The sequence below is a fragment of the Streptomyces sp. TLI_053 genome (assembly GCF_900105395.1).
In the GTDB taxonomy this organism is placed as follows: domain Bacteria; phylum Actinomycetota; class Actinomycetes; order Streptomycetales; family Streptomycetaceae; genus Kitasatospora.
Genome location: NZ_LT629775.1, coordinates 9,755,773 through 9,779,965, shown reverse-complemented (window position 1 = coordinate 9,779,965; position 24,193 = coordinate 9,755,773). Strand labels below are relative to the sequence as shown.

Annotated in this window: 21 protein-coding genes and 1 pseudogene; 10 read left to right on the top strand and 12 right to left on the bottom strand. The window is 73.1% G+C overall.

Features of this window, described 5'->3' with window-relative positions:
- Positions 1-345 precede the first annotated feature (345 nt).
- On the top strand, positions 346-870 hold the full coding sequence (locus tag BLU95_RS42825; RefSeq protein WP_159425268.1) for a tetratricopeptide repeat protein: 525 nt from the start codon (positions 346-348) through the stop codon (positions 868-870).
- A gap of 107 nt (positions 871-977) precedes the next feature.
- Here BLU95_RS42825 and BLU95_RS40625 read toward each other — a convergent pair whose 3' ends face one another.
- The 4 genes from BLU95_RS40625 to fxlM all read right to left on the bottom strand — a co-directional run bounded on the left by BLU95_RS40625 (position 978) and on the right by fxlM (position 6,535).
- Entirely contained in the window at positions 978-2,201 is a 1,224-nt protein-coding gene (locus BLU95_RS40625) for a lanthionine synthetase LanC family protein (protein ID WP_093864461.1), read from the bottom strand.
- Positions 2,194-4,983: a lantibiotic dehydratase gene (locus tag BLU95_RS40620; protein ID WP_159425267.1), complete on the bottom strand. Its 2,790-nt coding sequence runs from the start codon at positions 4,981-4,983 to the stop codon at positions 2,194-2,196. Before BLU95_RS40620 ends, BLU95_RS40625 begins: the two co-directional genes overlap by 8 nt.
- Before the next feature lie 71 nt (positions 4,984-5,054).
- Positions 5,055-5,222, bottom strand: coding sequence for a hypothetical protein (locus tag BLU95_RS43170; RefSeq protein WP_173862210.1), 168 nt, complete (start codon positions 5,220-5,222; stop codon positions 5,055-5,057).
- Positions 5,223-5,296: 74 nt separating this feature from the next.
- On the bottom strand, positions 5,297-6,535 hold the full coding sequence (gene fxlM / locus BLU95_RS40615; protein ID WP_093864459.1) for a methyltransferase, FxLD system: 1,239 nt from the start codon (positions 6,533-6,535) through the stop codon (positions 5,297-5,299).
- 331 nt (positions 6,536-6,866) lie between these two features.
- Between fxlM and BLU95_RS40610 the strand changes: the two genes are divergently transcribed.
- The 3 genes and pseudogenes from BLU95_RS40610 (at position 6,867) to BLU95_RS45400 (ending at position 9,711) form a co-directional block, all read left to right on the top strand.
- Complete coding sequence (locus BLU95_RS40610) at positions 6,867-7,508, top strand: hypothetical protein (RefSeq protein ID WP_159425266.1); 642 nt, start codon at positions 6,867-6,869, stop codon at positions 7,506-7,508.
- A gap of 67 nt (positions 7,509-7,575) precedes the next feature.
- A pseudogene (locus BLU95_RS44850) lies at positions 7,576-7,683 on the top strand (IS5/IS1182 family transposase); the annotation flags it as partial.
- Between the two features lie 78 nt (positions 7,684-7,761).
- Positions 7,762-9,711, top strand: a complete 1,950-nt coding sequence (locus BLU95_RS45400; protein WP_093864456.1) for an ABC transporter ATP-binding protein — start codon at positions 7,762-7,764, stop codon at positions 9,709-9,711.
- A gap of 261 nt (positions 9,712-9,972) precedes the next feature.
- Here BLU95_RS45400 and BLU95_RS40595 read toward each other — a convergent pair whose 3' ends face one another.
- Positions 9,973-10,344 (bottom strand): hypothetical protein, encoded by a 372-nt coding sequence (locus BLU95_RS40595; protein WP_093864455.1) that lies wholly within the window; start codon positions 10,342-10,344, stop codon positions 9,973-9,975.
- Between the two features lie 143 nt (positions 10,345-10,487).
- Between BLU95_RS40595 and BLU95_RS40590 the strand changes: the two genes are divergently transcribed.
- Positions 10,488-11,305, top strand: a protein-coding gene (locus tag BLU95_RS40590; protein ID WP_093864004.1) for an IS5 family transposase whose coding sequence is annotated in 2 segments (ribosomal slippage) — positions 10,488-10,845 and positions 10,845-11,305 — 819 coding nt in all. Because the reading frame shifts where the segments join, the coding sequence is not laid out codon by codon here.
- Between the two features lie 170 nt (positions 11,306-11,475).
- Here the strand turns inward: BLU95_RS40590 and BLU95_RS42820 are convergent.
- A complete protein-coding gene (locus BLU95_RS42820) occupies positions 11,476-11,658 on the bottom strand; it encodes a hypothetical protein (RefSeq protein WP_159425265.1) in 183 nt (60 codons plus the stop codon).
- Between BLU95_RS42820 and BLU95_RS40585 the strand changes: the two genes are divergently transcribed.
- Positions 11,649-13,664: a hypothetical protein gene (locus BLU95_RS40585; protein WP_093864454.1), complete on the top strand. Its 2,016-nt coding sequence runs from the start codon at positions 11,649-11,651 to the stop codon at positions 13,662-13,664. The two genes, BLU95_RS42820 and BLU95_RS40585, sit on opposite strands and share 10 nt — an antisense overlap.
- Positions 13,665-14,019: 355 nt before the next feature.
- On the opposite strand, the gene BLU95_RS40580 is transcribed toward BLU95_RS40585, so the two are convergent.
- Positions 14,020-14,652 (bottom strand): hypothetical protein, encoded by a 633-nt coding sequence (locus BLU95_RS40580; protein ID WP_093864453.1) that lies wholly within the window; start codon positions 14,650-14,652, stop codon positions 14,020-14,022.
- A gap of 719 nt (positions 14,653-15,371) precedes the next feature.
- Here BLU95_RS40580 and BLU95_RS40575 point away from each other — a divergent pair.
- Together BLU95_RS40575 and BLU95_RS40570 are read left to right on the top strand one after the other, a co-directional pair.
- The gene (locus BLU95_RS40575) at positions 15,372-15,551 is read left to right on the top strand and encodes a hypothetical protein (protein WP_093864452.1); all 180 of its coding nucleotides are present in this window, start codon (positions 15,372-15,374) and stop codon (positions 15,549-15,551) included.
- Between the two features lie 149 nt (positions 15,552-15,700).
- Positions 15,701-16,726, top strand: a complete 1,026-nt coding sequence (locus tag BLU95_RS40570; protein ID WP_231978143.1) for an XRE family transcriptional regulator — start codon at positions 15,701-15,703, stop codon at positions 16,724-16,726.
- Positions 16,727-17,225: 499 nt separating this feature from the next.
- Here the strand turns inward: BLU95_RS40570 and BLU95_RS40565 are convergent, their stop codons facing one another.
- On the bottom strand, positions 17,226-18,230 hold the full coding sequence (locus BLU95_RS40565) for a ribosome-inactivating family protein (protein ID WP_093864451.1): 1,005 nt from the start codon (positions 18,228-18,230) through the stop codon (positions 17,226-17,228).
- Between the two features lie 345 nt (positions 18,231-18,575).
- On the opposite strand from BLU95_RS40565, the gene BLU95_RS40560 reads away from it, so the two are divergent.
- Both BLU95_RS40560 and BLU95_RS40555 read left to right on the top strand, forming a co-directional pair.
- Positions 18,576-20,822, top strand: a complete 2,247-nt coding sequence (locus tag BLU95_RS40560; RefSeq protein WP_159425264.1) for a helix-turn-helix domain-containing protein — start codon at positions 18,576-18,578, stop codon at positions 20,820-20,822.
- Positions 20,823-20,981: 159 nt separating this feature from the next.
- Entirely contained in the window at positions 20,982-21,794 is an 813-nt protein-coding gene (locus tag BLU95_RS40555) for a DUF4253 domain-containing protein (protein ID WP_093864449.1), read from the top strand.
- 60 nt (positions 21,795-21,854) lie between these two features.
- On the opposite strand, the gene BLU95_RS40550 is transcribed toward BLU95_RS40555, so the two are convergent.
- The 4 genes from BLU95_RS40550 to BLU95_RS40535 form a co-directional block, all read right to left on the bottom strand.
- Positions 21,855-22,151: a hypothetical protein gene (locus tag BLU95_RS40550; protein WP_093864448.1), complete on the bottom strand. Its 297-nt coding sequence runs from the start codon at positions 22,149-22,151 to the stop codon at positions 21,855-21,857.
- Positions 22,148-22,534: a GmrSD restriction endonuclease domain-containing protein gene (locus tag BLU95_RS45725; RefSeq protein WP_353653527.1), complete on the bottom strand. Its 387-nt coding sequence runs from the start codon at positions 22,532-22,534 to the stop codon at positions 22,148-22,150. Before BLU95_RS45725 ends, BLU95_RS40550 begins: the two co-directional genes overlap by 4 nt.
- Before the next feature lie 477 nt (positions 22,535-23,011).
- Positions 23,012-23,638 (bottom strand): hypothetical protein, encoded by a 627-nt coding sequence (locus BLU95_RS40540; protein WP_093864447.1) that lies wholly within the window; start codon positions 23,636-23,638, stop codon positions 23,012-23,014.
- A 179-nt stretch (positions 23,639-23,817) separates the two neighbouring features.
- Entirely contained in the window at positions 23,818-24,090 is a 273-nt protein-coding gene (locus BLU95_RS40535) for a hypothetical protein (RefSeq protein WP_093864446.1), read from the bottom strand.
- Positions 24,091-24,193 lie beyond the last annotated feature (103 nt).

The following is a 24,193-nucleotide window of genomic DNA, read 5'->3' as shown; positions in this document are numbered from 1 at the left end:
GCCGATTACGCCGGTGAGGGACCCCATCCGGTGGTCTCTCGAGCGCGCCGCTCTCCGCGATGTCCCCGCACCGCTGGTCTCATCCGAACCCGTCAAGGAGCCCGCAACCCGGGCTCAACCGCTTCAGCCCCTGAGGGGGCCTCGTCTCTCACATCTGTCGGGGCCTGTCGGTTGCACCATCCGGATACCTCTGGCGATACGTCAGATTGCTGACTTCGGCCCGTCAGGGTGAACTGCTCCGAATTGCCTGACGGACGTGTTGTGGCGGCTGTATCCGATGGTGTGTGAGGTATGCGGATGGCGGCGGGCTGACCGCCGAGGGACGGCTGCGCCGGGTCGAACGGCATGTGGCACGTGGCCGTCCCGCTGGCCCGGCTCCTGGTCCGGCACGGACGGGCCCGCGAGGTGATCGCGGTGATGCGCGAGCTCGCCGACTCCCCCGGCGGCGCGGAGGACTGGATCGTCGGCACGCTGTGCTACCTGTATGCCGACCACGGCCGGGCCCACGACGCCCTGGCCTACCTCGATGCTCTGAGGGCACGCCGGGGCGGCGAGGAGGGGTGGGAGTTCTTCGGGACGCGGCTTGCGCTCATGGCCGGACTCGGTCTGGTCGACGAGGCGCTCGAACTGGCCCGGGCGCACCCCGAGGGGTCCACCTGGTACGCGGCCTGGGGCATCTCCGAGGTCCTCGCCGGGGCCGGGCGTACCGAGGAAGCGGTAGCCGTCCTCGAACGCGGCGCGCCCGCCAACGGGACGCTGCTCGCGCGGCACTTCATCGACCTCGGCCGCGTCCAGGACGCGGTCCAGGTCCTGCAACGGCCGCCCGCACCCGCCCAGGATCCGGTCTACGGCGCCGAGCCGCCGTTCTGACGGCTCTTCGGGGACTGTGTGCGGGTCGTCATGGGCCGGGGAAACACGGCTGGGCGGTTGCGCACCCTGCGGGTCCGTCGGAGCGCGGCGAGCACGAGCCGGGTGGTTCAGGCCAGCATGAGCAGGCCGTCCCAGGGGCCTTGCCGGCTGGTCGGCTGGCGGTGGGCGGCCAGGGCAAGGGCGGCCCCGGCGCGGCCGGTGAGGAAGCCGGTGACGGGAGCGGCCTCGTGAAAGGCGATGGTGGTGTGCCGGGCGGCCGTGTCGGCGAGCGGGGCGTGGTCCAGGCGCGTGGCGGCCTGCAGGATTCCCGCGCTGCCGTGGCAGAGTCCGGGCCCGGAAGTGTCCCAGGTGGCGGGCGCCCGGCGGACGAGGGCGTCGAGGGCCCGGCGGGCCGCAGCGGTCAGGGTCGGGTCGGCGAGCGCCCGGCCGCTGTGGTGCAGGGCGGCGGCGATCCCGGGGGCGCCGTAGCACCAGGCGTCACGGCGGCCCGCAGCTGCGGCCAGAAGGTCGCCGGTGGGCGGGCGCGCGAGGTCGTCGCCGCTGACGTACGGAGGCCAGGACGGGCCGGGGGCGGCACGGCTGAGGAGCCAGTGGGCTCCGGTGGCGATGGCCTCCTCCTGGTCGGGCACGGAGACGCCGGCCTGGTGTGCGAGGGCGAGCAGGGTGAGGGGCCCGGCAATGCCGTGCGCGGCGCCGGTGCCTGCTGTGCCGGAAGGCGGCAGGGTGCCGGGGACGGTGAGCGTGTGGTCGTCCGCGGCGACCCACCAGCCGGGGCGGCCCGCGTCACCGGTGGTGGTGATCATGCCGGTGAGGGTGGTGAGGGCGGCGGTCAGCCCCGGCGCGGCCTCCGGGAGGCCGAGCTGCAGGGCGGCGAGGAGCGTGCGGCCGATCCCCGCCAGGCCCTTGATGGTGTCGTAGATACCCCACAGGGTTCCGGGCCGGCCCGCTCGCTTCCGGGTGGCCTGGTGTTCGGCCAGTCCCTGGGCGCGGGCGGAGAGCCAGGCGGCGGCGCGGCCGAGGGCTTCGTGCCGGCGCCGGTCGGCGGGCAGGTGGGCGCTGCCGTGGACGAGGGAGGCGGCCAGGGCGCCGGGGCCGGCGTAGATGCCGTCCGGGCGGGAGCCGGCGACCAGGCTGGCGGCGGCGTCCCAGTGCCGGTCGGCAGCGTCGATCAGCGTGGTGTCCCCGTCGGCCAGGACGGCGAGGAGCAGCGCGGTGCCGGGCAGGCCGTCGGCGAGGGTGGCGGCCGCGCCGGGGGTCAGGTTGGCGGTGACCTGGTCGGGGTCGAGCGCGGCGGCGACGGTCTCCTCGACGAGTAGGCAGGGGTCAGGCATGGCGCAGGAGGTCGGTGGCGAGGGAGCGGGCGAGGTGCTCGCGGCCGGGGTCGGTGCCGAGGAGGCGGTTGGCGTGCAGGTGGATGAGGTCGGAGGCGCACAGGGGTGCCGCCTCGGCGGTGAGGAGGGGACGGTAGGCGCTCAGGGCCTCCAGCAGGGTGTTCCACGGACCGGTGAGTTCGGCGGGGACGGTGGCCGTGCGGCACTCGGCCCGCAGCGCCTCGCGGCGGCGGCGCAGGTCGGCGGTGAGAGGGCGGGGGCGGGCGGCGGTAGGGGTGTTGAGGGTGCGGGCGATGGCGGCAATGGAGTGGGCCGCGAGGACGATCCTCCGGTCGTCGCCGTGGTCGGGGAGGGCGGTTCGGACGAGGGCGGAGTCGGCGGCGAACACCGCCTCGGCCGCGTCGATCGCGCCGGGGCCGCCGTAGCGCTGGGTCTCGCGCCGGTACGGCTCGGCAATGAGGTGGCCGTCGGTCAGGTTCTGGTCGGCCAGCCGGGCGGCGAGGTGGGCGAGTTCCTGCTGGATCTCCGCCAGATGGTCGGGGGTGGCGTGGTAGCGCAGGCGCAGGTGGGGGCCGAGGCCGGGGGTGGTGTAGCGGAGCCAGTAGGACAGCGTGCCCTGGGTGTGCGGGAGCTGGGCGAGGATCGCGTCCTGGTGCCGGAAAGGGGCGGGCAGGGCGAGGGAGAGCCAGGTGCCGCCGTGGGGGGTTGTGTCGGCGGCGCGGGGGCGGGCCGCGGTTCGGGGGTCCAGGAGCTCCGGCTGCGCGACCTCGTGCTGTTGACGCAGGCCGATGACGAGTTCGAGATGGTGGCGGCCGTCCCGGCCGTGCACCGGGGGCCAGCCCGGCAGGACCTCGCTGACGGTGCGGCAGCCGCGGCGGACGCTGCGGCGCAGCAGCTCGCGGTGGCCGGCCTCGCGCAGGTCGACGGGCAGGTGCCGGTCGCTCTCCTCGATCACCACCTGCTGCGGCACCGGCATGGTGGGGCGGGCCAGCCACTCCTCCAGCCGGCTGTGCCAGCGGTCGTGGTGGTCCACCAACGTGTGGAGGTCCTGAGGAAGGAGCCAGCGCTGCGGGGCGAGGACGGTGGAGCGGTAGGTGACGCGCGGGGTGTAGGGGGCGTGGACGGCGGGGCCCCAGGACCAGGGGTGCCAGGGCCGCTCGTCCGCGTGCCCGATCAAGTGCAGGAGCTGGGCGACCGGCGGCAGGAGCGCACGGGTGATCCGACTGAGCAGCACAGGTCGGACCGGGCGGCCGAGCTGCGGCGAGCAGAGGGCGAGGTGGCCGGCCGGGGTCGCGGTGAGGAGCAGGGTGCGGGGGTCGAGGTCCCGGGGGCCGGTGAGGGGCAGGCCCACGGGGATGCGGTACGCCGTTCGCCCGCTCTCCACCGCCAGGGCCCCGGTGGCGGCGGTGAGGGGGCGGCAGACGATCTCTGCCGTCACCGGCCCGTCGTCGGCCTGCGGTTCGGGCGTGAGGTCGGGCAGGTAGCGGGCGAGGCGTCCGGCCGCGGAACCCGCGTCCTGCGCCGCGTGGGTGCCGACCGCCAGCGCGAGACGTCCGGCCTCGTCCTCCCGGACGCGGACGTGGACCTCGGCCGTACGCGGCGGCCTCCCCTCGCCGCGGTGGGCCAGCGCGTCCACCATCGCCTCGGTCAGCTCCACCTCCTGTTCGCCGCGCGCTATCGCCGTGGTGAGCAGCGCGAGGAGGAGCTGGGTGCGGTGGTCCTCCAGGTCGGTGCGGGCGCCGATCGCGTCCTGCGGCCCGGGAGGGCCGATGCCGGTGGCCGGGTCGACGGCCTCCGGGAGCGGGACCATGCGGTGCGGCCCGTACACCTCTCGGAACTTCGCCGACCAATCCTGCAGCGGGACCGTGCGGTGGCCGATGCGCCACAACGTGTCGACTGTCCGCGCCGCCTCCCTTCCCACCGTGGCCGGGAGGCGCAGTTCGGCGTCGGCGATGGTGTCGCAGGTCAGAGGGCGGTCGGTGGTGTGGATCGCGTCGGCGGCCCGGCGGGCGGCGCGCAGGATCGGCAGGCGCTCGGAGGCGCCGGGCCGGTGCCGGTCCGCGTCGGCCAGCAGCGCGCGCAGGCCGAGGACGGCGGCGCGCAGACCCGCCGCCGGCGGGAGCTTCGTGGCGAGATGGCCCAGGGGGTCGTCGGTGAGGTCGACTGGCAGGAGATCGGTCAGGAGCAGGCCGGTGCGGACCAGCGCGGTGATCGCGACCCGCGCAACCGCGGTGTCGGCCCCTGGCCAGCGTTCGAGCGCCGCGCACACGACCGGCCCCGCCGCAGCGCCGCCGGTGCGGCCGCACTCGCGCAGCAGCCAGGTGGAGACCTCGGTTGCCCGGGCCGTTCCCAGCTGCGCCGTACCGTCGGGCCCCGGGTGCTCGGCCTCCAGCACCCGGCCGCGCTGCAGCGCGGCCGGGTTGGCGTACAGGTGCAGGAGGTCGAGGACGTTCGGGAGGTCGAGGGCGCGGTCGGCGACGGCCGCGAGCCAGGCGGGGCTGGGGAGCGTGGCGCAGCGGTGTTCCTCGCCGAGCCGAACGACCGGTTCCCCGGGTGTCAGGTGGGCGGTGGTGGTGGCGGCCCAGACGCCGTTGGGGGTGGTGCGGGTGCGGGCCCGCAGGTCGTAGACGGCCCGGGCCGGCGCGCCGTCGGGTGCGCCGTCGAGGTCCCGGGAGGTGAGGAACAGCCCCTCGGTGAGCAGCCCGCCGGCCTTCGTGCCGTCGGCGGCCAGCAGTGGCAGGCGGGCGAGAGCCACCAGGTCCGACACGAGACGACTACGCACGGACAGCTCCCCCTTGTCGAACGGCCGGGTGAGCGGCACCGGAGCCGCCGGTGCCGCCCACCCGCGTGCTGCTACAGCTGGTCCGGGATCAGACAGCCGCTGGTCGGGCCGGCCGGGGGCGATTCCCCGCAGCCGTCACCGGTGGTGTCGCCCTCGGTGTCCGCGTAGTTCTCGCGCACACCGGTCAGCGGCGTGTTCACCGCGTCGAGCGCGAAGGCGTCCAACAGTTCGGTGCCCATGGTGCGTCCTCCTTCCATCGTCCGGGTGGGGATGGTGCGCCCGGACCGCGCGGGCCCGGGAGTGCGGGTGGCCGTCAGTTCTCCGGCCAGGTCAGGACCATCGCCGCGCCGGGCCGCGCCAGCGCCCGGCCGGGGGCCATGGCGGCGGGGTCGGTGCCCTCGGCGTAGACATGGAGGACAGGGCCGGAGCGTCCCCGGTGGTCCCGGTCCCACTCCCGCAGGCTCTCCACCACGGCCTCGCCCAGGACGCGGTCCTCACCGTGGCAGACGACGCCGTACTCGTACCGGCCGCTCTGCCCCTCGACCGGACGCATCGTCACGTAAGCAGCGGCGGTGGAGCCGGTGTTCCAGGTGAGCGGGGCGCCGCCGGGCAACACCCGCAAGGCGGACTTCTGCGGGTCCGTCAGCAGGGTGCCGTAGATGTCGAGCGCGGTGGCGAGCCACAGGTCGACGACGGGCCTGGTGCCCTCGCTCGCGCCCACCTCGACCCCGGACCAGTGCGGGCTGCCCGCACCTTCGAGGGCCCGGGTCAGCGCCTCGGGGTCGAGCGGCTGGGCGCCGTCCACCCGCACGCGGGCCCCGGGGGTGGGCGCGTACATCCGGGTTGAGCTCGCCGCCTCCCCGCGCATGGCCACGAAACCGCAGGGCAGCCAGCCGCCGCCGCTCCAGTGCCCTTCACCGTCGGGGGTGAGGGCCACGAGGCGGCCCAGTCCGCGCACGCGCAGCGGGACGACGAGCACGCCGTCGGGGGCGAGCTGGTTGAGCCATGCCTGCTCGATCGCGGCGGCCTGCACGGTGACCTCGATCCGGTCATACGGGGCCGCGTCCGGGACGCCGTGGGCACCGTCGCCGGTGAGGACGCGGACGGCATCCTCCAGGCCGGCGGCTTGCAGGCAGCGGCGGGCGCGCTCGGTCACCGCCTTGTCGATGTCGATGCTGGTCACCGCGCCGTCGTCACCGACCAGCCGGTGGAGGAGGGCCGCGTTGTAGCCGCCGGAGCCGACCTCCAGAACGCTGTCGCCTGGGCGCGGGCGCAGGTACTCCAGCATCTGCGCGACCAGCCACGGGGCGCTGAGCGAGCTGAGGAGCCGGCCCTCAGTGTCGCGGTCGGTGGGCTGGTAGTCGTCCGTGTACGCCTCGGCCAACCCGGCGCCCGGGACGAAGAGGTGTCGGGGAGTGGCCCGGAATGCCGCTGCGACCGCTGGCGTGGTGATCCTGCCCGCCCGCTCCAGCTCCGATACCAGGCGCTCGTTCAGCTCACCCGCCTCAGCGGTCTGCTCTTCGGTGACGTCCGGGTCACTGAGGGTGCTCATATGGGGGAGCTTAGACACCGGCAGACCTGCAGGAGGGCGGTTCGCAGAAGACCGGGATGCTCACGCAGACCCTTTCGGCCAGTCGCGCGCATGGTCGGGCGGGTCCGGGCCCAGCTGGCCAGCCGGACTTCGAGCATGAACTGCTCGTCCTCGGCGGTGGGAACGAGTAGGACTTGTCCGGCCGATCTTGTCTGGGGGCAAGGGGAGCGAAGCAATCGATCGATCGGCGCCATGCTGCAATATCTGCGTGATACTTGCCACGGCTGATTGAGCATCAATCTTGGGGGCGGATGTGTGGCACAAGAAACGGGTCGCGGGTACGGGGCTCGCCTTGATCCTGGCACTCACGGCCTGTTCAGGCGGAGGCGGAGGATCGGGCGGTGAAACGGTGACCGGAAGCGCCAGCGCAAGCGTCGGCGGTGCCACCTCTGGCAACGCCAGGCCAGTCGACTCGCCGTTCACTTTGTCCCAACTCAACCAGGCCATCCCGAGCCGACTCGCGGCTCCTGACGGCTGGAGCCTCACAGGGCCGTTCGCCGACGACGGCAGCAAGGCTCAGGACAAGTGTGCTCGTCAACCCCTCCCGAGCTGCGTCGGTATCTCGGCCATCGTGTCGGCAGACCTCGTCAAGAGTGATTCGCGGGGCGACACCAACGCGCACTTCGAGCTCTACGCCTTCGACTCCCTCGACAACGCCAAGGTGCGCATGAAGGAGCAGCTCAAGGACCACAAAGCCCAAGAGGGCAACTCTACGCCGCTGACCATCAGCGTGCCCGGGTCCGATGACGCGTACGCCTACGCTCAAAGCGGCGGATCGGGCGAACGGTTCGAGACAACTGTGTTCCGCGTTGGGACAGTCGTGGTTCTCGTGTTCGCCAGGGGGCTGCCCTCGGATCATGATCTGTCGTCCTTCGCCAGGCTCCAGGCCGAGCGCCTCACGATCGCGGCTGCGGGAAGGAATCCGGACGCGTGATCGGCCCCGGCTGGGTTCCATCCGGTCGATCATGTGACTATCGCTGGGGGTGGTCGTTGGTCTGGGCATGGGGCGGGGTGATCTGACTGATGCGGAGTGGGAACGGCTGCGACCGTTCCTGCCTGTCAGTAACAGACGTTGTGGTCGGTGGCGGGACCATCGGCAGGTGATCGACACCACCGGCTGATTCGAACATGTGGTGGAACGAGGGTATGGCCGTGTCCACCCGTATGGGTGAAGCGTTGCGGCAGATGTGACAGACACACAGCTCCGCACAACCGCCGCACCGCACACCCCGGCTCCCCTGAGGGAGCGGATCGGGAACCGGCTGCGCCGCCGACGCCCGGCGCCCGATCCGCTCCCCACCTGGTCCATCGGCAGCGAGCGGCACGAAGACCGCACCGACGGCCTGCGCACCATGGCCCGCACCTTGCCCCGCCTGGCCCGCATCGCCCTCGGCCTGGCCTGGCAGGCCGACCGCACCGCGCTGCTGCGCCTGCTCGGCCTCCAGCTCGCCGCCGGAGCGCTGACCGCGGCCGGCCTCCACCTCACCCGCGCAGCGTTCGCGGTCCTGTTCGCCGCTGGCGCCCCGCTGGAACGGCTCGACCGGGCCGAGACCACCCTGCTGGCCCTGGCCGCCGTCGCCGCCGCCCGCTCCCTGGCCTCGGCCGCCACCGTCGCCCAGGCCGCCCGGCTCGGACCGGCCGTCGACAGCCGCGCCGAACTCGCCTACCTGGAGGCCGCGACCCGCGTCCCCCTCGCCGCCTACGACAACCCCACCTGGCTCGATCACGGCGAAGCGGCCAACCGGGCCGCCAAGGACGCACACCTCATGCTCGAATCCCTCACCACGGTCACCGGAGCGGTCCTCGGCATCACCGCGGCCAGCGCGGTCCTGACCGGCCTGGACCCGCTGCTGCTGCCCCTGCTGCTCCTGGCCGTGCAGCCCCGGGCCTGGGCCGCCGCCCGCGCCGCCCAGGCCGCCCACCGCGCCGACCGGCACGCCGTCGGCGACCGCCGCACCCGCCACATCCTGATGTACCTCGCCTCCGGGCGCAGCACCGCGCTCGACGTGCGCGCCGGCACCATGCGCCCGTGGCTGCTCGACCAGTACCGGGCCGTCAGCCGCCGCCTGGAGGACCACACCGCACGGATCGGCACGGACAACGCGCTGCGCCAGCTCGGCGGCGACGTCCTGGCCGGCGTGGCCGCCCTCGCCGTCTACGGCGCGCTGCTGTGGCTCACCGTCCACGGCCGGATTCCCACCGCGGACGCCGCCACAGCCCTCATCGCCGTCCAGACCAGCCGCGCGCTCCTGAACGGCCTGGCCACCGGGCTGACCACCACCTACCGCATGGGTCTCTACCTGGACGACTGGGCCGACTTCCTCGCCGACGCCAAGGCCCGCACCAGGCTCCCGGCCGCCCCCGCGCCGGTCCCGGCCAACCCCGCCGTCATCCGCGCCGACCGGGTCACCTTCGCCTACGAGGGCGCGGCCGCCCCGGTCCTGAGCGGCATCTGCCTGACCGTCCGCCGCGGGGAGGTCCTGGCGATCGTCGGCCACAACGGCGCCGGGAAGTCCACGCTGGCCAAGGTCCTCGCCGGCCTCTACCCGCCGACCAGCGGCACCGTGACCTGGGACGGCACCGACCTGACCGACGTCGATCCGGACGAGTTGTTCTCCCGGGTGGCGATGCTGCCCCAGGACATCGCCCGCTGGCAGGCCACCCTCCGGGAGAACATCACCCCGGGCCAGGGCGACCAGGGCGACCGGGCCGTTCTCGCCGCGGCCCGCGCCGCGGGCGCCACGGAGGTCATCGACTCGCTGCCGGACGGCCTGGAGACCCTCATCCGCCCTTCCCAGTCCGGCGGCCGGGACCTCTCCGGCGGGCAGTGGCAGCGGATCGCCGCCGCCCGCGCCTACGCCCGCAACGCGCCCCTGCTGATCTGCGACGAACCCACCAGCGCCCTCGATCCGCGGGCCGAGCAGGCCGCCTACGACCGCATCCGCGAACTCGCCGCCGACCGGACCGTCATCCTCATCACGCACCGGCTCGGCTCCACCCAGCACGCGGACCGCATCATCGTCCTCGACCACGGCCGCGTGCGCGAAGAGGGAACCCACCAGGAGCTCCTGGCTGCTGACGGGGAGTACGCGGCGATGTGGACCACCCAGGCCCGCGCCTACGCCCCCGTCCTGTAGCCCGGGCCGGAGTCCGCGGCGCGCCCGGTCGGCAGCCGGCCGGCCCGGTCTGCACTCCGTCGGCCGCCTCGGTCCGGGACTGATCGACGTAGCGGACCGCACCGGCGGGAGTGGTGCGCAACTATCACTGCGGCCTTCGCATCAAGTCCTGCACCCCTTGGTCGAGTTCAGGAGCACGCGAAGCCCACGCCCCCGTCCCGGGAACACCCGAACGAGTGATCACCGGACCCGTCCGTTCGAAGCCGAAGATGAACGACGGGTTCAGGTGGCCGAATTTCCGAAGGATCCGAAGGTCCGGGTCACGTAGCTGTCGAGCTGGTCACCGAACGCCGCAGCCGAGTCGATGTCGGAAGCGGGAAGGGTGCCGACGTCATCGATACCTGCGAAGTAGTCCACGTCCGCCCAGCCGCCACGGAACAGCACGACAGACAGTTCACCTCCCAGGCCGGTGAGCACGACTCCGACGGAGTCCGGGTCCACCACGGCTGCTCGGTCGGACTCAAGCCGCTGCGGCCACTTCCGCTGCTCGTCGCGCCACGTGACCGGTTCGACTGTCAGCCCGGCCTCCTCCCAGCGGCTCCTCCGTCGCTCCACCTCAAGGACAGCTTCGTCAAGATCGACAACTCGTTCCATGTCCCGATCATGCCGCAAGGTCCGCTCGTCGCGGCAGGGGGCTGGAGGGACAGCGGAGCCCGGGGTGAGCGAGCACCTACGTGCCCGTTCGAAGCCGGACGTTAAGACCGTGTCCTATGTGGTGATGGCTCGTTGGTTGTGGCATGGGGCGGGGTACGTGGAGTTGGATTGTTCCGGACGGGTTGTGGGAGTTGGCGAGTCCGCTGATTCCGCCGGAGCGGGTGCGTCCGCAGGGCGGCGGGACGGCGAACACGCCTGATGAGACGCTGTTCGCGGCCATCGTGTACGTGCTGGTCAGCGGCTGTTCCTGGCGCGCTTTGCCGCCGTGTTTCGGGGTCTCCAAGTCCACCGTTCATCGCCGCTTCCTGATCTGGACGCGGGCCGGGGTGTGGGGCCGGCTGCACGAGGTGGTCCTGCAGCGTCTTGACGACGCCGGCCTGCTGGATGTTTCCCGGACCGTGCTCGACTCGGCCCACGTGAGGGCCAAAAAAGGGGCCACCTCACAGGTCCGAGCCCCGTGGACCGGGGCAAGCCGGGTTCCAAGATGCACGTCCTGTCGGACGCGGGTGGACTGCCCCTGGTCGTCGCCGTCACCGCCGGCAACACCCACGACAGCAAAGCCCTGAAGCCGATGGTCGAGGCCCACCTGATGAGACAGCACACTTGGGGCGCCCGCTACCGCAAGCCCGGACGGCTCCACGCAGACAAGGCCTACGACGTGCCCCATCTGCGGAAATGGCTGCGCGGCAAACGGATCGGCGTCCGTATCGCCCGCAAGGGCATCGAGTCCAGCGAACGCCTCGGACGCCGCAGGTGGGTCATCGAACGCACCATGTCATGGCTGACCGGCTACCGCCGACTCAACCACCGCTACGAACGCGACCCCCGCAACTACCTGGCCTTCCTCGGCCTCGCCGCCACCCTCTGCTGCTACAAGCAACTGGCCCGCCACACCACATAGGACACGGTCTAAGTGACAAGCTCACACTTGGGCGGACAGTGGCCGCCGACGGGCAGCGAGAACTCCAGGTCGCACCACTTGGCCTCCGGGCCGGCGACCTCGGCGCGGAGGCGCGCGGGTGGAGCTGCGGTTCGCTCGATCGTGTGGCTGGGGCAGAGGGGGCCCAGGTCCTAGACTGTCGGGCGGCGGCCGTTGGCCGCCGTGCCGGGGTGCCGCTCCCGGCCTTGTGCGGCACCGGGAAGGCAGAACCGCGCGATCCCGCGCACCCTCATCATCTTCAGCAGCACCACGTCCGCGGTCTCCTCCTCGACGTGCTGGCCGGGCAGTGCGCGACAGGACTCCCATGACCACACGACCCTCTTCCTCGCCGGGCCGCCGCCAGCCGGTCGGCCGGCTCGCCCAGGCCCGCGCGCTCGCCACCGGCAAACCGCACCAGCTCGCCCTGGCCGAGCTCACCGAGCACGGGTCCGCGATCCCCGGCCCGCTCCACCCGGAGCAGGAGCTCTGGGAGGCGCGCGTGCTGGCCGCCCTCCTCACCTCCTACGGACCGCACCGGCCCGCCGCCACCGGCGGCCCCTTCGGCATCGGCCGCGTCACCCCGCGCCCCGCCGAGACCCTCGTCCACGTCGCCCGGACCCAGCTCGACCGCTGGGCCCGGGCGCTGCTGCCCGTCCGGCGGGCCGACGGGGCGTTGACCGGGGTGGCCGGGCTGCGGTGGAGCGCCGGGGCGAAGGACATCGTGCTTCATCCCGTCGGTGCCCCTGAGCAGCGGATCGTCCTGGCGAGGACGTTCGCCCGGGACTGGAAGCGGGCGGCGGCGGATGCGATCGACGTCGGCGACGTCCTCCTCGCCGGCGCCGCGGACCTCGCAGCCGCCCCGGAACCCGGGGAGGACACGGCCGGACGGGCGCAGCGGCAGCGGGTGGCGCCGTGCGCGGGGGACCTGTCGGCGCTTCTGCGGCGTGTGGTGCTGCTGGGGCTGCTGGCCGGACTCCCCTTCCGCGACGGGGTGGTGGAGCTGGCGGTGGATTCCGGGCGGTTGGTCGACCTGTCCGGCGGCCGGGCGCGGCTCGCTCTGCCGTGGGCCGCCCTCCACCTGGACCGTGGGCTGTGGCCGGTGCGGCCGGTGCGGGAGCGGGCCGGCGCGAGCAGCGCGGTGCTCCCGTTCCTGGCGAGCTATCCCCCGGCCCCCGGCACGGGGCGGCCCCAGGCGGCGCCGGAGGGACTGTGCGTGCTGGCCGGGATCGAGGCGACGCAGGTGGCGGTGCGGGCGGCCGACTGGGCGCTGGAGATCGCGGACGCCGAGCTCGCCGACCCGCGTACCGGCTACCTGGACGACGAGGGCGGCTGGAGCGCGAACCGCCGCCGGGCCGCGGAGGGCGGCTTCGGGGAGGCCGGTCCGCTGGACCCGCCCGGGTGCACCCGGGCACTGGAAGGCTGCCCCGTCGACTTCGCCGAGCTGGGCCGGCTCGCCTTCCTGCCGGTGATCGACCATGAGGCCGCTCGGGACCTGCGCCCCGATCGGGAGGACCTGGCCGAGGAGGGGCGGCAGATCCTGATCCGCCTGCTGGACTGGGCCCTTGCCGCCGCCACCCACCAGGTCCCCACCCGCGGCCCCTGGCAGCAGGCCGATCCCGCCGAGGGCGCCGACCTGTCCGCGGGACCGGTGCCGCAGGCCCGCTGGAGCGCCACGAAGCCGCTGCCCGACAGCCCCGTCCCGCTGCAGCTGCGCGTCGACCAGCACGAGCGCGGCGGCTTCAAGTACGCCGTCCACCCCGGCCCCGAGGGGGTGCCGGCGTGGGTGCACCACGCGACCTCGCCCCTGCGGTTCGGCTCCGCCGGCTCGCTGCCCGCCGCGATGGCCCTGGCCGAGCAGGCCGGGCGCGAGGTCGCCGCCGGCGCCCGGACCGTGCGCAGCTGCGACCGGCGGCTGCTCGTCCCCCGCCCCGTGCCTGCCGGCGCCGACCCGCAGGTGGCCGAGCTCGTCGCCGCCGCCGACCCCGAGGGGCGGGTCCTGGACCTGTTCGAGCTCACCGCCGGGCTGTGGGCACTGGCCGACCTCGACCACGGCGGCGACCCCTGGCTCTACCACCCGCCCGCCGGCGGGCACTGGCGCCGGGGCGAGCGGTGGCCCGAGGCGGGCACGGTGAGCGCGATGCTGGGTGAGGACCGCGTTCTGGCCGCCACCCGGCCCGGTGAGGAGGCCAACACCGCGCCGGTCGACTCCCCCGCCTACCGGCGCCACCTGGCCGCCCACGCGATCGCCATCGACCCCTCCAGGCCGCCGACCTCGCCGACCTGGTCCGCCAGGACCCCCGGCCACCCGCGCCCGGGGACGACACCGCCGAGATCGTCGTGATTGCCGCGTTCGTGCGCAGCATGCCGGCCGACATCGGGAGCATCGGGGAGTTCTTCGACCGCTGGTGCCCCCGGCACCAGGAGGGCGTACGTCGGTAGAGCGCCCGGCCCGTCCGCCGCCCTCGGCGCCCCGTCCGCACGCCACCGGGCTCCGGCGAATCACCCCGACCGCGATGCGGATTCGGCATGATCGGAGTACGGACGGTCTGCTGATCGGACGCACACAGCCGGTGCTGTCCGTCGGCGCCGTCGTCCCAGATGATGTCGGCCGGGCCGGTGAGGGTACGCGCCCATGCGCGGTCGCGCGGGGTGAGGTGGTCCATCGCTCCGGTGCGGGCGGCGTGGTCGACGGAAGGTCATGTCGACCAGTGGGTGTCCTCGGCATCCGGCCGGAGGGTCTCGCTGGGCCTGACAGAACCCGGCGAGTACTCGACGCCGCCGGCGTGGATGGAGAGCGTGAGGATGAGCGTCCGGTCCGGGCCCGGCACGAGGCTGACGTAGACCGTGACCCCATCGGTAGCTTCGGCGCTGAAGTTGTAGTCCGTGCCCTTCTGCGGATCGCTGGGGGTCCAGATCGGCTCGACCAGCTTGTAGTCGTGCCGGCGCCACTGGTCCTCGATGCCGCTCTTCAGTTCAAGGCGGTGGGAGGCGCTGATCCTGGTTCGGGCGGTGAGCCGGCGGTCGACGAAGGACAGCCGACTTGGCTCACCGGTCGCCCGCGGCTGGTTCCGCTCGACGGAGTAGCCGGTGTCCGTGAGCGCCAGCCCGGGACTCAGCGCACCGACCGTGTCCTCGAGGGCCTGCTCGCTGCGCTGGTGGAAGGCGTCGGCGGTGAAGCGGATCCTCTCGGGCCGGGGCGGTGATGGATGTGCTTCGTCGTAGGCGACCCACCACCACCCGCCCACGGTGAGCGCGAGCATGACCCCGACCAGACAGGCGAGGCCCACCACAACCCCGAGGCACCCCTTCACCAGCCCCTTGTCGAACACTTCGCCTCCTCCGTCCTGCTCCGTCCCGTCACCGTAGACGCGAGGTCTGCAGCTGCGCGTGAGTAGGCGTACTCAACTGCGGTCGGCCTTGTTCCTCAGCCAGCTGCGGAGACGAAGGGCGGGATGGTCCGCCGAATCAGGGACACGACTTCTTCGGGGGCGTCGGCGCTCGCCGTACCCGCGCACCATGCAGGACGAGATGAGCAGGTGCATGATCGCCACCCGGCGGAGCGAGGGCGGGGCCTCCTGCCACAGTGCGGCCCCTGGTCCCGAGGTATGCTCCGGGCTGCTCCAAGACGGTGCTGCGGAGACGCCGCCAGTACGGGGGCGGCCCGCGCGACAGACCGGAGCTCAGCAGCCGGCGTCGGCGGCGGTGGCCGCGGCGCCACACCGGACAGCGACCGTCATCGCCCGATGGGCGGCTTCGGCTTCGGCCGCGGTGGGGGCGAGCACCGGGGACCCCTCCACGGTGTGCCACTCGTCGGCGCCGTCGTACTGGACAGTGAGCAGCGCCTTCGCACAGGCTGTGCAGGTCTCGCACGTGGCGTGCGTCGACGCACAAGGCTTCTTGTTCCCCGGTTCCCCGGCTCCTAGCGTCGTTGTTGCGGTCGAGGACGGGCACCGGTCCCCGGCACCCTGCCCCGGCCGCTCCTGTCCCCTTCCGGCCATTCGGCGCGGGGCCAGGGCGCACCACTCGACACCTTCGAGAGGAGCACCACGTGAGCGTGATGTTGACCGAGCCGACGCAGACCGACGGCGGCACGGGGCCGCGCGACCCCCGCAGCTTCGTGAAGCCCGAGGTGTGGGACCGCGAGATCGAGCTGGCGACGCTGGCCGAGGTGGGTGCCCACGCCGGGTATTCGCCCTCGCGATGTCGCGCATCCTCAACGGCCGGATGACGGTCGGCGACGTCGCGCTGCTGCGCATTGCCCAGTTCCTGGACATCCCGCCCCAGCGGCTTGGCCTGGGCATCGACACCGCCCCAACTTCGCCTGCGCGGCCGATGGTTGCCGCTAGGGTGACGGCAGGTCGAGAGTCGGAGGACGAAGTGCGACGCAGGAGCTTCTTCGCGCTGGGCACCGCGGGCATCGGCGCCGTCGCGGTGGGCAGCGGGCCGGCCGACGCCGCACCGCCGCCCGGCCCCCAGGGCGGCGATCCCCTGGAGCGGGCCCTGTTCGATCCTGCCCCGCCGGTACGTCTGCCCGACCTCGCGGCTGCCCTCACCCGGGCGCGCGCCGACTTCCGCGCCGCCCGCTACGACCGGCTGCGCACCACCCTGCCCGCACTGCTGTCCGGGGCTGCGGCCGAACGCGACGCGACGAGCGGGATCCGCCGGGAGCGGGCGAACGCCGCCCTGGCCCGTGCCCACGTCATCGCCACCGAGGTCGCCGTCAAGGACAGTGCGGACTACGCCTGGGTCACCGCGGACCGTGCGCTGACCGCCGCTCGCGCCTGCGGCTCCCCCGTCGCGGTCGGGGAGGCGGCCCGGGTGCTCGCGATCACGATGCGCCGCTCCGGGCGGATCGCCTCCGCCGTCCACCTGCTCACCACCACCGCCGCGGACTTCGACGGCGACGACAGCGCGAACGCCCTGGCCGTGCGTACCTCCCTGCTGCTGACCGCCGCCTACACCGCCGCCACCGGCGGCACCGCGGGCGCGGCCCACGCTCTGATCGAGCAGGCGCAGGAGAGCGCCGGCCGGATTCCGCACGGCCTGGCGGGCGAGTTGTTCACGGTCGAGGCGACGGCCGAGCAGTGCGCGCTGTACCGCGTCGGCCTGGCCACCGCCCTCGGCGACCCCGACGCCGGCGTGCGCCACGCGCTCGGCCTCAACCCCGCCCGGCTACCGACGGCCGAGCGCCGGGCCCGCTACTACACCGACACCGCTCGCATGTGGGACGCGCTAGGTGAGGACCGGCGCACCTACGAGGCGCTCCGCGCGATGGAACGCGTCGCCCCCGAGGAGGTCCGCCGTCCGTCCGTACGGGCGATCACCGCCCGCCTCGTCCACTCCCCGGTCCGCCTCTCCGGCCTGCGGCCCTTCGCCACCCGCACCGGAGCGTTCACCGCCTGACCTGACGGTGCGCCCGGGACCGGTCGGCCGCAGTGGAGGCACGCTCCGGACAAGGTCGTTCGGCCAACCGGAGCCGACCCGGCTCATCACGGCGGCGCGGCTCCACCACCACACCGTTCTACGAGGCGGCGGCCGCGGCCTCGCGCTGAAGCCGGCGGGCGGCCGCGCGGTCTGGCCGGGCGCGCCACCGGACGCCGATTCGGCGGTGCAGCTGCCACCAGCGGACGGCGTAGCCGACTTCGGCCCGGCACCGCTCGTTATCTGGCGTAAGTGCAAATACTCGCAGATCAGCGGTCATCTGATCCGTTGAGGCACATGAGGCAGTGGGTGCTCCATCCCCTGCTGTGCTTGGTCATGCGACTGACGCCAGGGGCGGCTCGGTTTGGTTGGGGCATTCCGCCGTCGGGCGGGCCTTGAAGGCGCGAGGCGCCTGCTCGCTCGCGGGCGTGAGGGCGCATGCGACCGGCCGGGCCCGGCCGGTTGCCCGGCGGCATGGCGGTTAGGGCTGTCCGCTGGCGTACAGGGCGAGGAAGGGGGTCAGGCGGGGCTGGTTGTTCCCAGGGTTCCCGATGTCGTTCACGGAGCGGTACGTGCGGTTGTTGATCGTCACGCCGGGGTCGACGCGGTGGGCGGCGGTGTTGTGCGCCATGCGGGAAAGGTCGCTCCACCTAGTTTCGAGGTCGGTGCCGAAGGGGCCGAGGTTGGCCGGGGCGCCCTCCTCCTGCCAGTCGCCGCCTTGGTAGATGGTCTGGCCGATGCGGTTCTGGATCCAGCCGAAGCGGGCGGCCTCGGAGGTGGCCTGGATGATGTAGGCCATGGCCTGGTTCGACTGGGTGGTGTTCTGGTCCCCGGGCTCGACGCGGGTGAGGGTCAGCAACCGGGTGAGGATCATGGACGCCGTGTAGACCTGGGCCCCCCGCCACTCCGGCGGGGCCGACATCTGCGCGTAGCTGCCGTCGCCGGTGATCTGGTTGAACATGAGGGGGGTCTGCGAACCGAGGCGGACGCGGAGCCGCTCCGGCAGGTGGTTGGTGTACGCGCGGTCCGCCTGGTTGGGGCGGGGGACGATCCGGTAGTGCCGGGCGGTGGCGGAGTAGCCCAGGAAGTAGAGGTTGTCGACGTTGAAGTACAGCGCGAGGTCGGCCGACCCGTTGCGCCAGACCAGGACCCGGATGACACGGTTGGAGTTGGTGCGGGTCGGGGTGTCCATGTAGGCCGGGCTGTCGCTGACGCCTGGCATCTGGTGGCCGGCGGCGGCGCGCAGCGCGTTCACCATGGCGTTGTAGCCGTTCATGTTGTCTCGCGCCGCGTGGGTATTGGGGGGCGCGTCGTAGTCGTCGATGTGCCAGTCGATGTCGGTGAACATCTGGTTCTCGGGGACCTCGGCGTTGGCGGTGGGGGCGGCGGCCCCGTACAGGAGGCTGAACGCGGAGACCAGGGCGAGCAGCAGGACCGCGAGCTGCCTTCCGGTTCGGCGCATGGTGGACATCGGATGCAGGCGCATCGGGCAGTTCTCCTGAAGGCTGTTGCGGCGCGGGTGTGGGCCACGTGGCGTAGACCCCGCGCGGGCGCCTGCCGCTGCGTCGGGGCAGGGGCGTCCTCGCGGGACGGACGGTTGAGGAAGCGGCCGACGGCCTCGCCCACCAGGTCCCCTCAGGTCCCTGGGGGGAGGAATGGTCGGTGGAGGACTTCCGGGTGGCTCCGGGGCCTTCTTCCTCAGGCTTCGATCCAACCCGGCCAGGTGCGGGCGGACCAGGCAATTTCACCCGCAAAAGTAGGTAGCGCATACTTTTGCGGGTTGGGTTCGGCGTTCGGCCAGGGCCACGTCGAACACGGGAAGAGCATCAGCATGGCCTCGACCATCAGGACCGACCGCTCCTTCGGCACGCTGCTGCACGCGCTGCGCCAGCACGCGGGGCTCAGCCAGGAGGACCTGGCGAACGCGGCGGGGGTGAGCGTGCGTACCCTGTCCTACCTGGAGCAGGGCCGCTCCCGCGGGCCGCAGCGCCGCACCGTCCAGGCCCTCGCCGCGGCGCTGGGCCTGGACGCGGCCGGCGCCCGGGGCCTGGAGGAAGCCGCGAGCGCGGGCCGTCCCCGCCCCGCCCGCGCAGCGAAGGACGTGGTGGTGGCGACCGCCGTCCCGCAGACCGTCACCGCCGCACCCGAGGCCACCCTGACCATGAGCGCACCTGATTTGCTGCCGCGCGCGCCGCGCGGCTTCCACGGCCGGGCCGGTGAGCTCGCCGGCCTGACGCGCGCGACGGCGGGTGAGGCGCCGGTGTGCCTGGTGGTGGGGCCCGCAGGAGTCGGCAAGACCGCCCTCGTCCTGCACTGGGCCCACCACGACCCCGCCGGACTCGCCGACGGGCGCCTCTACGCCGACCTGCTCGGCTTCAGCGACACCAGCGAGCCGGCCGCCGTCGAGGTCCTGCGCGACTTCCTGCTCGCCCTTGGCGTGCCGGCTGAGCGGATCCCGCAGTCGCAGAACGCCGCGGCCGCGATGTTCCGCGCCCTCGCCGCCGACCGGCAGTTCCTCGTCGTCCTGGACAACGCGCGTGACTCCGAGCAGGTCCGCCCCCTGCTGCCGGGCGGTGACCGCTGCGTCACCGTCGTCACCAGCCGCAACAAGCTCCCCGGGCTGATCGTCACCGACAACGCCCGCCCCGTCCCCGTCGACACCCTCACACCCCAAGACGCCACCGCCCTCCTCGCCCGGACCCTCGGCAACGACCGGGTGCGGGCCGAGCCGGCCGCCGCGCTCCGCCTGGCGGAGCTGTGCGACGGACTTCCCCTGGCCCTGCGCGTGGTCGCCGCCCGGCTCGCCGGGAAGCCCGACTGGACCCTGGCCACGCTGGCCGGCGAACTCACCGACGAGACCCGGCGCCTGGGCCTGCTGGACCTGGAGGACACCGGCGTCCGCGCCGCACTCCACCTGACGCTGCGCCAACTCCCCAACCCTGCAGCGGACATGTTCGCCGCGCTCGGCCGCCACCCCGGCAGCCACCTCGACCGCTACACCGCCGCCGCCCTGGCCGGCACCGACCCGGCCACCACCGACAGCGCCCTGGAACACCTGACGGCCGCACACCTACTGAACGAGAGCGCGCCCGGCCGCTGGACCATGCACGACCTCGTGCGGCTCTACGCCCGCAGCCTGGATGCCCACCCCGACACCATCAAGCGCCTCCTCGACCACTACATCACCACCGCCACCGCCGCCGTCGCCGCGGCCGAACCCGGCTCCGAGGACTGCTTCCCCCTCCCCGCCGACTTCCTGCCGCCGGACACGGTGCGGGAGTTCGCGGACCGGGCCGCCGCCGTGGCCTGGTTCACCGCCGAGCGCGGCAACCTCAACCAGGCGGTCGCCGCGGCCGCCGCCGCCCGCCTGCACGAGCGCACCTGGCGCATCGTCATGACCATGTGGCCACTCATCGTGTGGCGCGTGCGCGACGGCTGGACCCCGCTGCTGGAGACCGCCCTCACAGCCGCCCGCGCCGACGCCGACCAGCACGGCGAGGCACGCGTCCTCAACATGCTCGGCTGGGTCCTCACCGAAGAAGAACGCACCAGCGAGGCACTCGTCCACCTCGAAGCGGCCTGCGCGCTCGCAGCCGGAGCCGGCGACGCCTTCGCCGAGGCCAACGCTCTCATCGTCCTGGCCCAGGCCCACGCCGTCCTCGGCGCACTGGACGACGCCGCGACCAGCTGCGAACGCGCCGTCCAGCTCGCCCGCGGCGACGGCGACCGCAGGATCGAACGTCTCGCCACCCAGCACCTCGCCCGCCACCAAGCCGACGCCGGACACTGGCACCAAGCCCTCACCACCGCGACCCACGCACTGGACTTCGACTACCGCCCCGGCACCACCGACATCCCCCGCCTCCTCCTGCTCGCGATCAAGGGCGAGGCACTGCTGGGGCTCGGCAACCACGCCGAGGGCACCGCACAGCTCGACCTCGCGGCCCGGGAAGCGGAGGCAGCCGGGTACGACGACGGCGCGGTACGAGCCCTCGCCGCCCTCCTGCGGGCGGCCCCGGACACGACCGTCCAGGCTCGCTACGACACGGCACTCGCACACCTCACCACCCGGGCCTGACCGCAGCCGCACCCCTACCGCTGACCGGGCCTACTGGAACGCCGGACCCCGACGCTGAACTGGGTCTGGCGGACGGGCTCCTCCTCGCCGCCTACGACCCGACCGCCGTCCGAGGCGCACGGGGCCGTCGGGTGTCGGACTCACGGTTAGCATCCGCTCATGAACCCTGAGCTCCTGTCCGCCGTCGAGACTCCGCTTCCATCCGGCCGGATGATCACGTCGGACGAAGGCGACGGAGACGTCCAAGTTCTCTGGATGAGCGACCGGCCGGCCACCGCCGAGCTCTGGGCACGGGTGCATGCCGAGCGAACCCGCACGGGCCTGTGGCCGCTGCTGCTCGATTCCGGAGACCCCCGTGACAGCGAGTTCAGGCCCTGGGCAAGCGGCGAGTTGTTCCCCGAGCGGATGTCCTCCCCGGACGCCCACAACCCTGCCGGGCTCCTCGTCGGATGGTGGAAGGACTACACCGTGATCGACGAGGACGACGACATGTTGTCGCCGGAAGACCGTCTGGCCGTCACCGCCCCTTTCGGGCTGGTCTGGCCGGGACTTGCCCCGGCTCACCAGCCGACCATTGACCCGGATACTGCGGCCGCGGACCATGCGCAGCACTTCGCCGCCCGGCGACCGCAGTCCCGGCTCGGACTCGTCGCCGCTGACTCAGGCGCCCACGCGCTCACCGCTGCAGGCTGGGACGGGCCGGTGAACTACGACAACGACACCGCCAAGTTCTCCGCCATCGTGGCCAGCTGGGAAGAACGCTTCGGCGCACGCGTCGTCGCGGTCGGCCCCTCCACTCTCCACCTGAGCGTCGCCGCACCCCCGACATCGACAGAGGACGCCCTCCTCGTGGCAGCCGAGCACTTCGCGTTCTGCCCCGACAACATCTGGCAGGGCAGCCACCCGAACACGCTCGCCGCCTACGCCGAACGCCTCGTCCACGACCGCTTCTGGGACTTCTGGTGGGACTGAGCGACAGTACCTGCCGAGCGAAGGCATTGACTCGACCGGTGACAAGCAGCGGGGCGGGGTTCAGCGGCCGACGTCGGCCACCGTGGCCGCACCGCCGCGCCGGACAGCCGCCGTCATCGCCCGGTGAGCGGCATCGGCTACGGCCGCGGTGGGGGCGGGCACCGGAGACCCCTCCACGGTGTACCACTCGTCGGCGCCGTCGTACTGGACAGTGAACAGCGCCTGGCAGCCGTCCCAGACGGTGCGCAGCGTGAGGTCGCCGGTGATGACGCCGACCTCGGTGGTCATCACGCCTCCCGGTCCGGCCGGGATGCCGGTGGTCTGCAGCGGTCCGTCGGCGGGATCGGGGGTAGTCATGATTCCGCCGGGCAGGTGTCGATCATCTGGCCCAGGGCGGTCTTCTCGGGTTCGGTGACGGTCAACTGGTAGTGGGACTTCACGTTGGTCCAGGCCTTCGCGTAGTGGCACCAGGCGGTTGGGGACGGGGGCTTCCACTGGTCGGGCGTCTGGTCCCCTTTCGCGCGGTTGGAGGTGGCGGAGACGGCGAGGAGCTGGGGCCGGGTGAGATCGTTGGCGAAGGCCTTGCGCTGGTCGTCCGTCCAGCTGTCCGCTCCGGCCCGCCACCCTGCGGCGAGGGGCACCAGGTGGTCGATGTCGACCTTCGAGGCGTCGTTGAACTGCTGGTTGTCGTACACCGATGTCCACGCGCCCGCAGTGGCACGGCACTGGGCGTCCGTCACGACGGACTGCCCGTCTCTCTTCAGAACGCTCTCGCGGGTGTCGCAGTTCGCCCCCTGGGAGGACCAGTGGGGGAAGCGGTCACGAGAGTAGCCGGCCATCGGACGTGCCGCGGCGACGGTCAGGGCCGCCAGCTGCGCGCGTGCCGTGGCCGAGTCCGACGGCGGCGGGCCCGGCCAGACGACGGCAGAGGTGGCCGGCGGCGCGGCTCCCGGGGTGGAGTGGTCGGATGCCGCGGGCTCGCCGCAGGCAGTGAGGAGCAGGGCCGTAAGGACCGCCGCTACGGGCCGGGCGGCGGTTCGACGGGCGGATCGTGTGATGGATGGCACGGGGAACAGCCTGCCCGCCCGGGTGCCAGTCACCAAGCCCGAAACACCCTCGGCCGACGCGCCGTCCACTTCACGTTCGGGGCACCGGCGTCTATGCCCTGCGAGACACACCGGCGGTCGCCCGTCGCGGGGTTCGGCCCCGCTGTCGCCTCAGTGCGACCAGTAGGTGTCCTCGGTGTCCGGGCGCAGGGGTGAGAGCGGGCGGGCGTAGTCCGGATCGTAGGCGATGTCGGTGCCGCTGACGGACATGGTGAGGGTCAGCGTCCCGTCCGGCTCCGGCAGGAACGCCAACGAAACCCGGATCCCTTCCGAGGTGGCGGCGCTGAGGTACTCCCGGCCCTCGTCCGCAGCGCTCGAGGTCAAGGCCGGCGGCACCTGCAGGAACCCGTGCAGCCGCCAGTCGGCCTCGATGCCCTCCCGGAGCTCCTGCCGATGCGATGCACCGATCCTCGTACGGACGGTGAACCGGCGCTCGACGGTCGACAACTTGCTCTCCTTGCCGTCCGTGCGCGGCTCGTACCGGTCGACGGTACGGCCCCGGTCGCTCAGCACAAGGGCTGGGCTCAGCCCTCCCACCGTGTCGCGGACAGCCTGGTCACTGAGTGCGTGGAACTGCTCCGGGGTGTGGCGGACGATCTCGGCTGCAGGCTTGGAGTAGGGGTCCTCGGAGCCGAGCTGCCACCACGCCAGGACATAGAGCGCCACCATCGCCCCCAACAGGGCGACCAGGCTCGCCACCACCACCAGAGCCGCCTTCACCCACGTCCTGCCGAACATCCCGATCCCCCTTGTCGTGCCTCGTACCGCCACCGTACGCACACCACCCGGCCCGGCTCCTGAGCATCCGTACTCAGAAAACCCGCTCGCCGCGCCCGGACCGCGATCCGCCGCAGCAGGGACCACACCCTGCAACCGGGCACCTCCGCCCGATCGGGATCCGGCTCGACCCGCGCCCCCTACGCCTCTTCGACCAAGCCACTGGCGATGGGGAACCTCTCCAGGAACTCCCGCCGGCCCGGGTCCTGCTCAGCCTCGACCAGGTCGGCGAGCACGGCCAGGAACCGATCGCGCTGGTCCCGCGGCAGCCGTGTCAGCACCCAGCTCACGCTCTCCATCATCTTCACCGCGCAGTCGGGGTCGACCTCGCCGTCCTCGCAGCTGTCGAGGAACTGGACGACGTCCACGACAAGTCCGGCAAGGACGAGCACCAGCGGGTCCGGGTCAGTCATCCGGGCAACCTATCCGACGCCCGTGACAGCAGATCCACCACCTTGGCGGACGGGTACTCGGCGCCCGCGCCGGAGAACCGACGACCGACGCAGGGACCGGCCG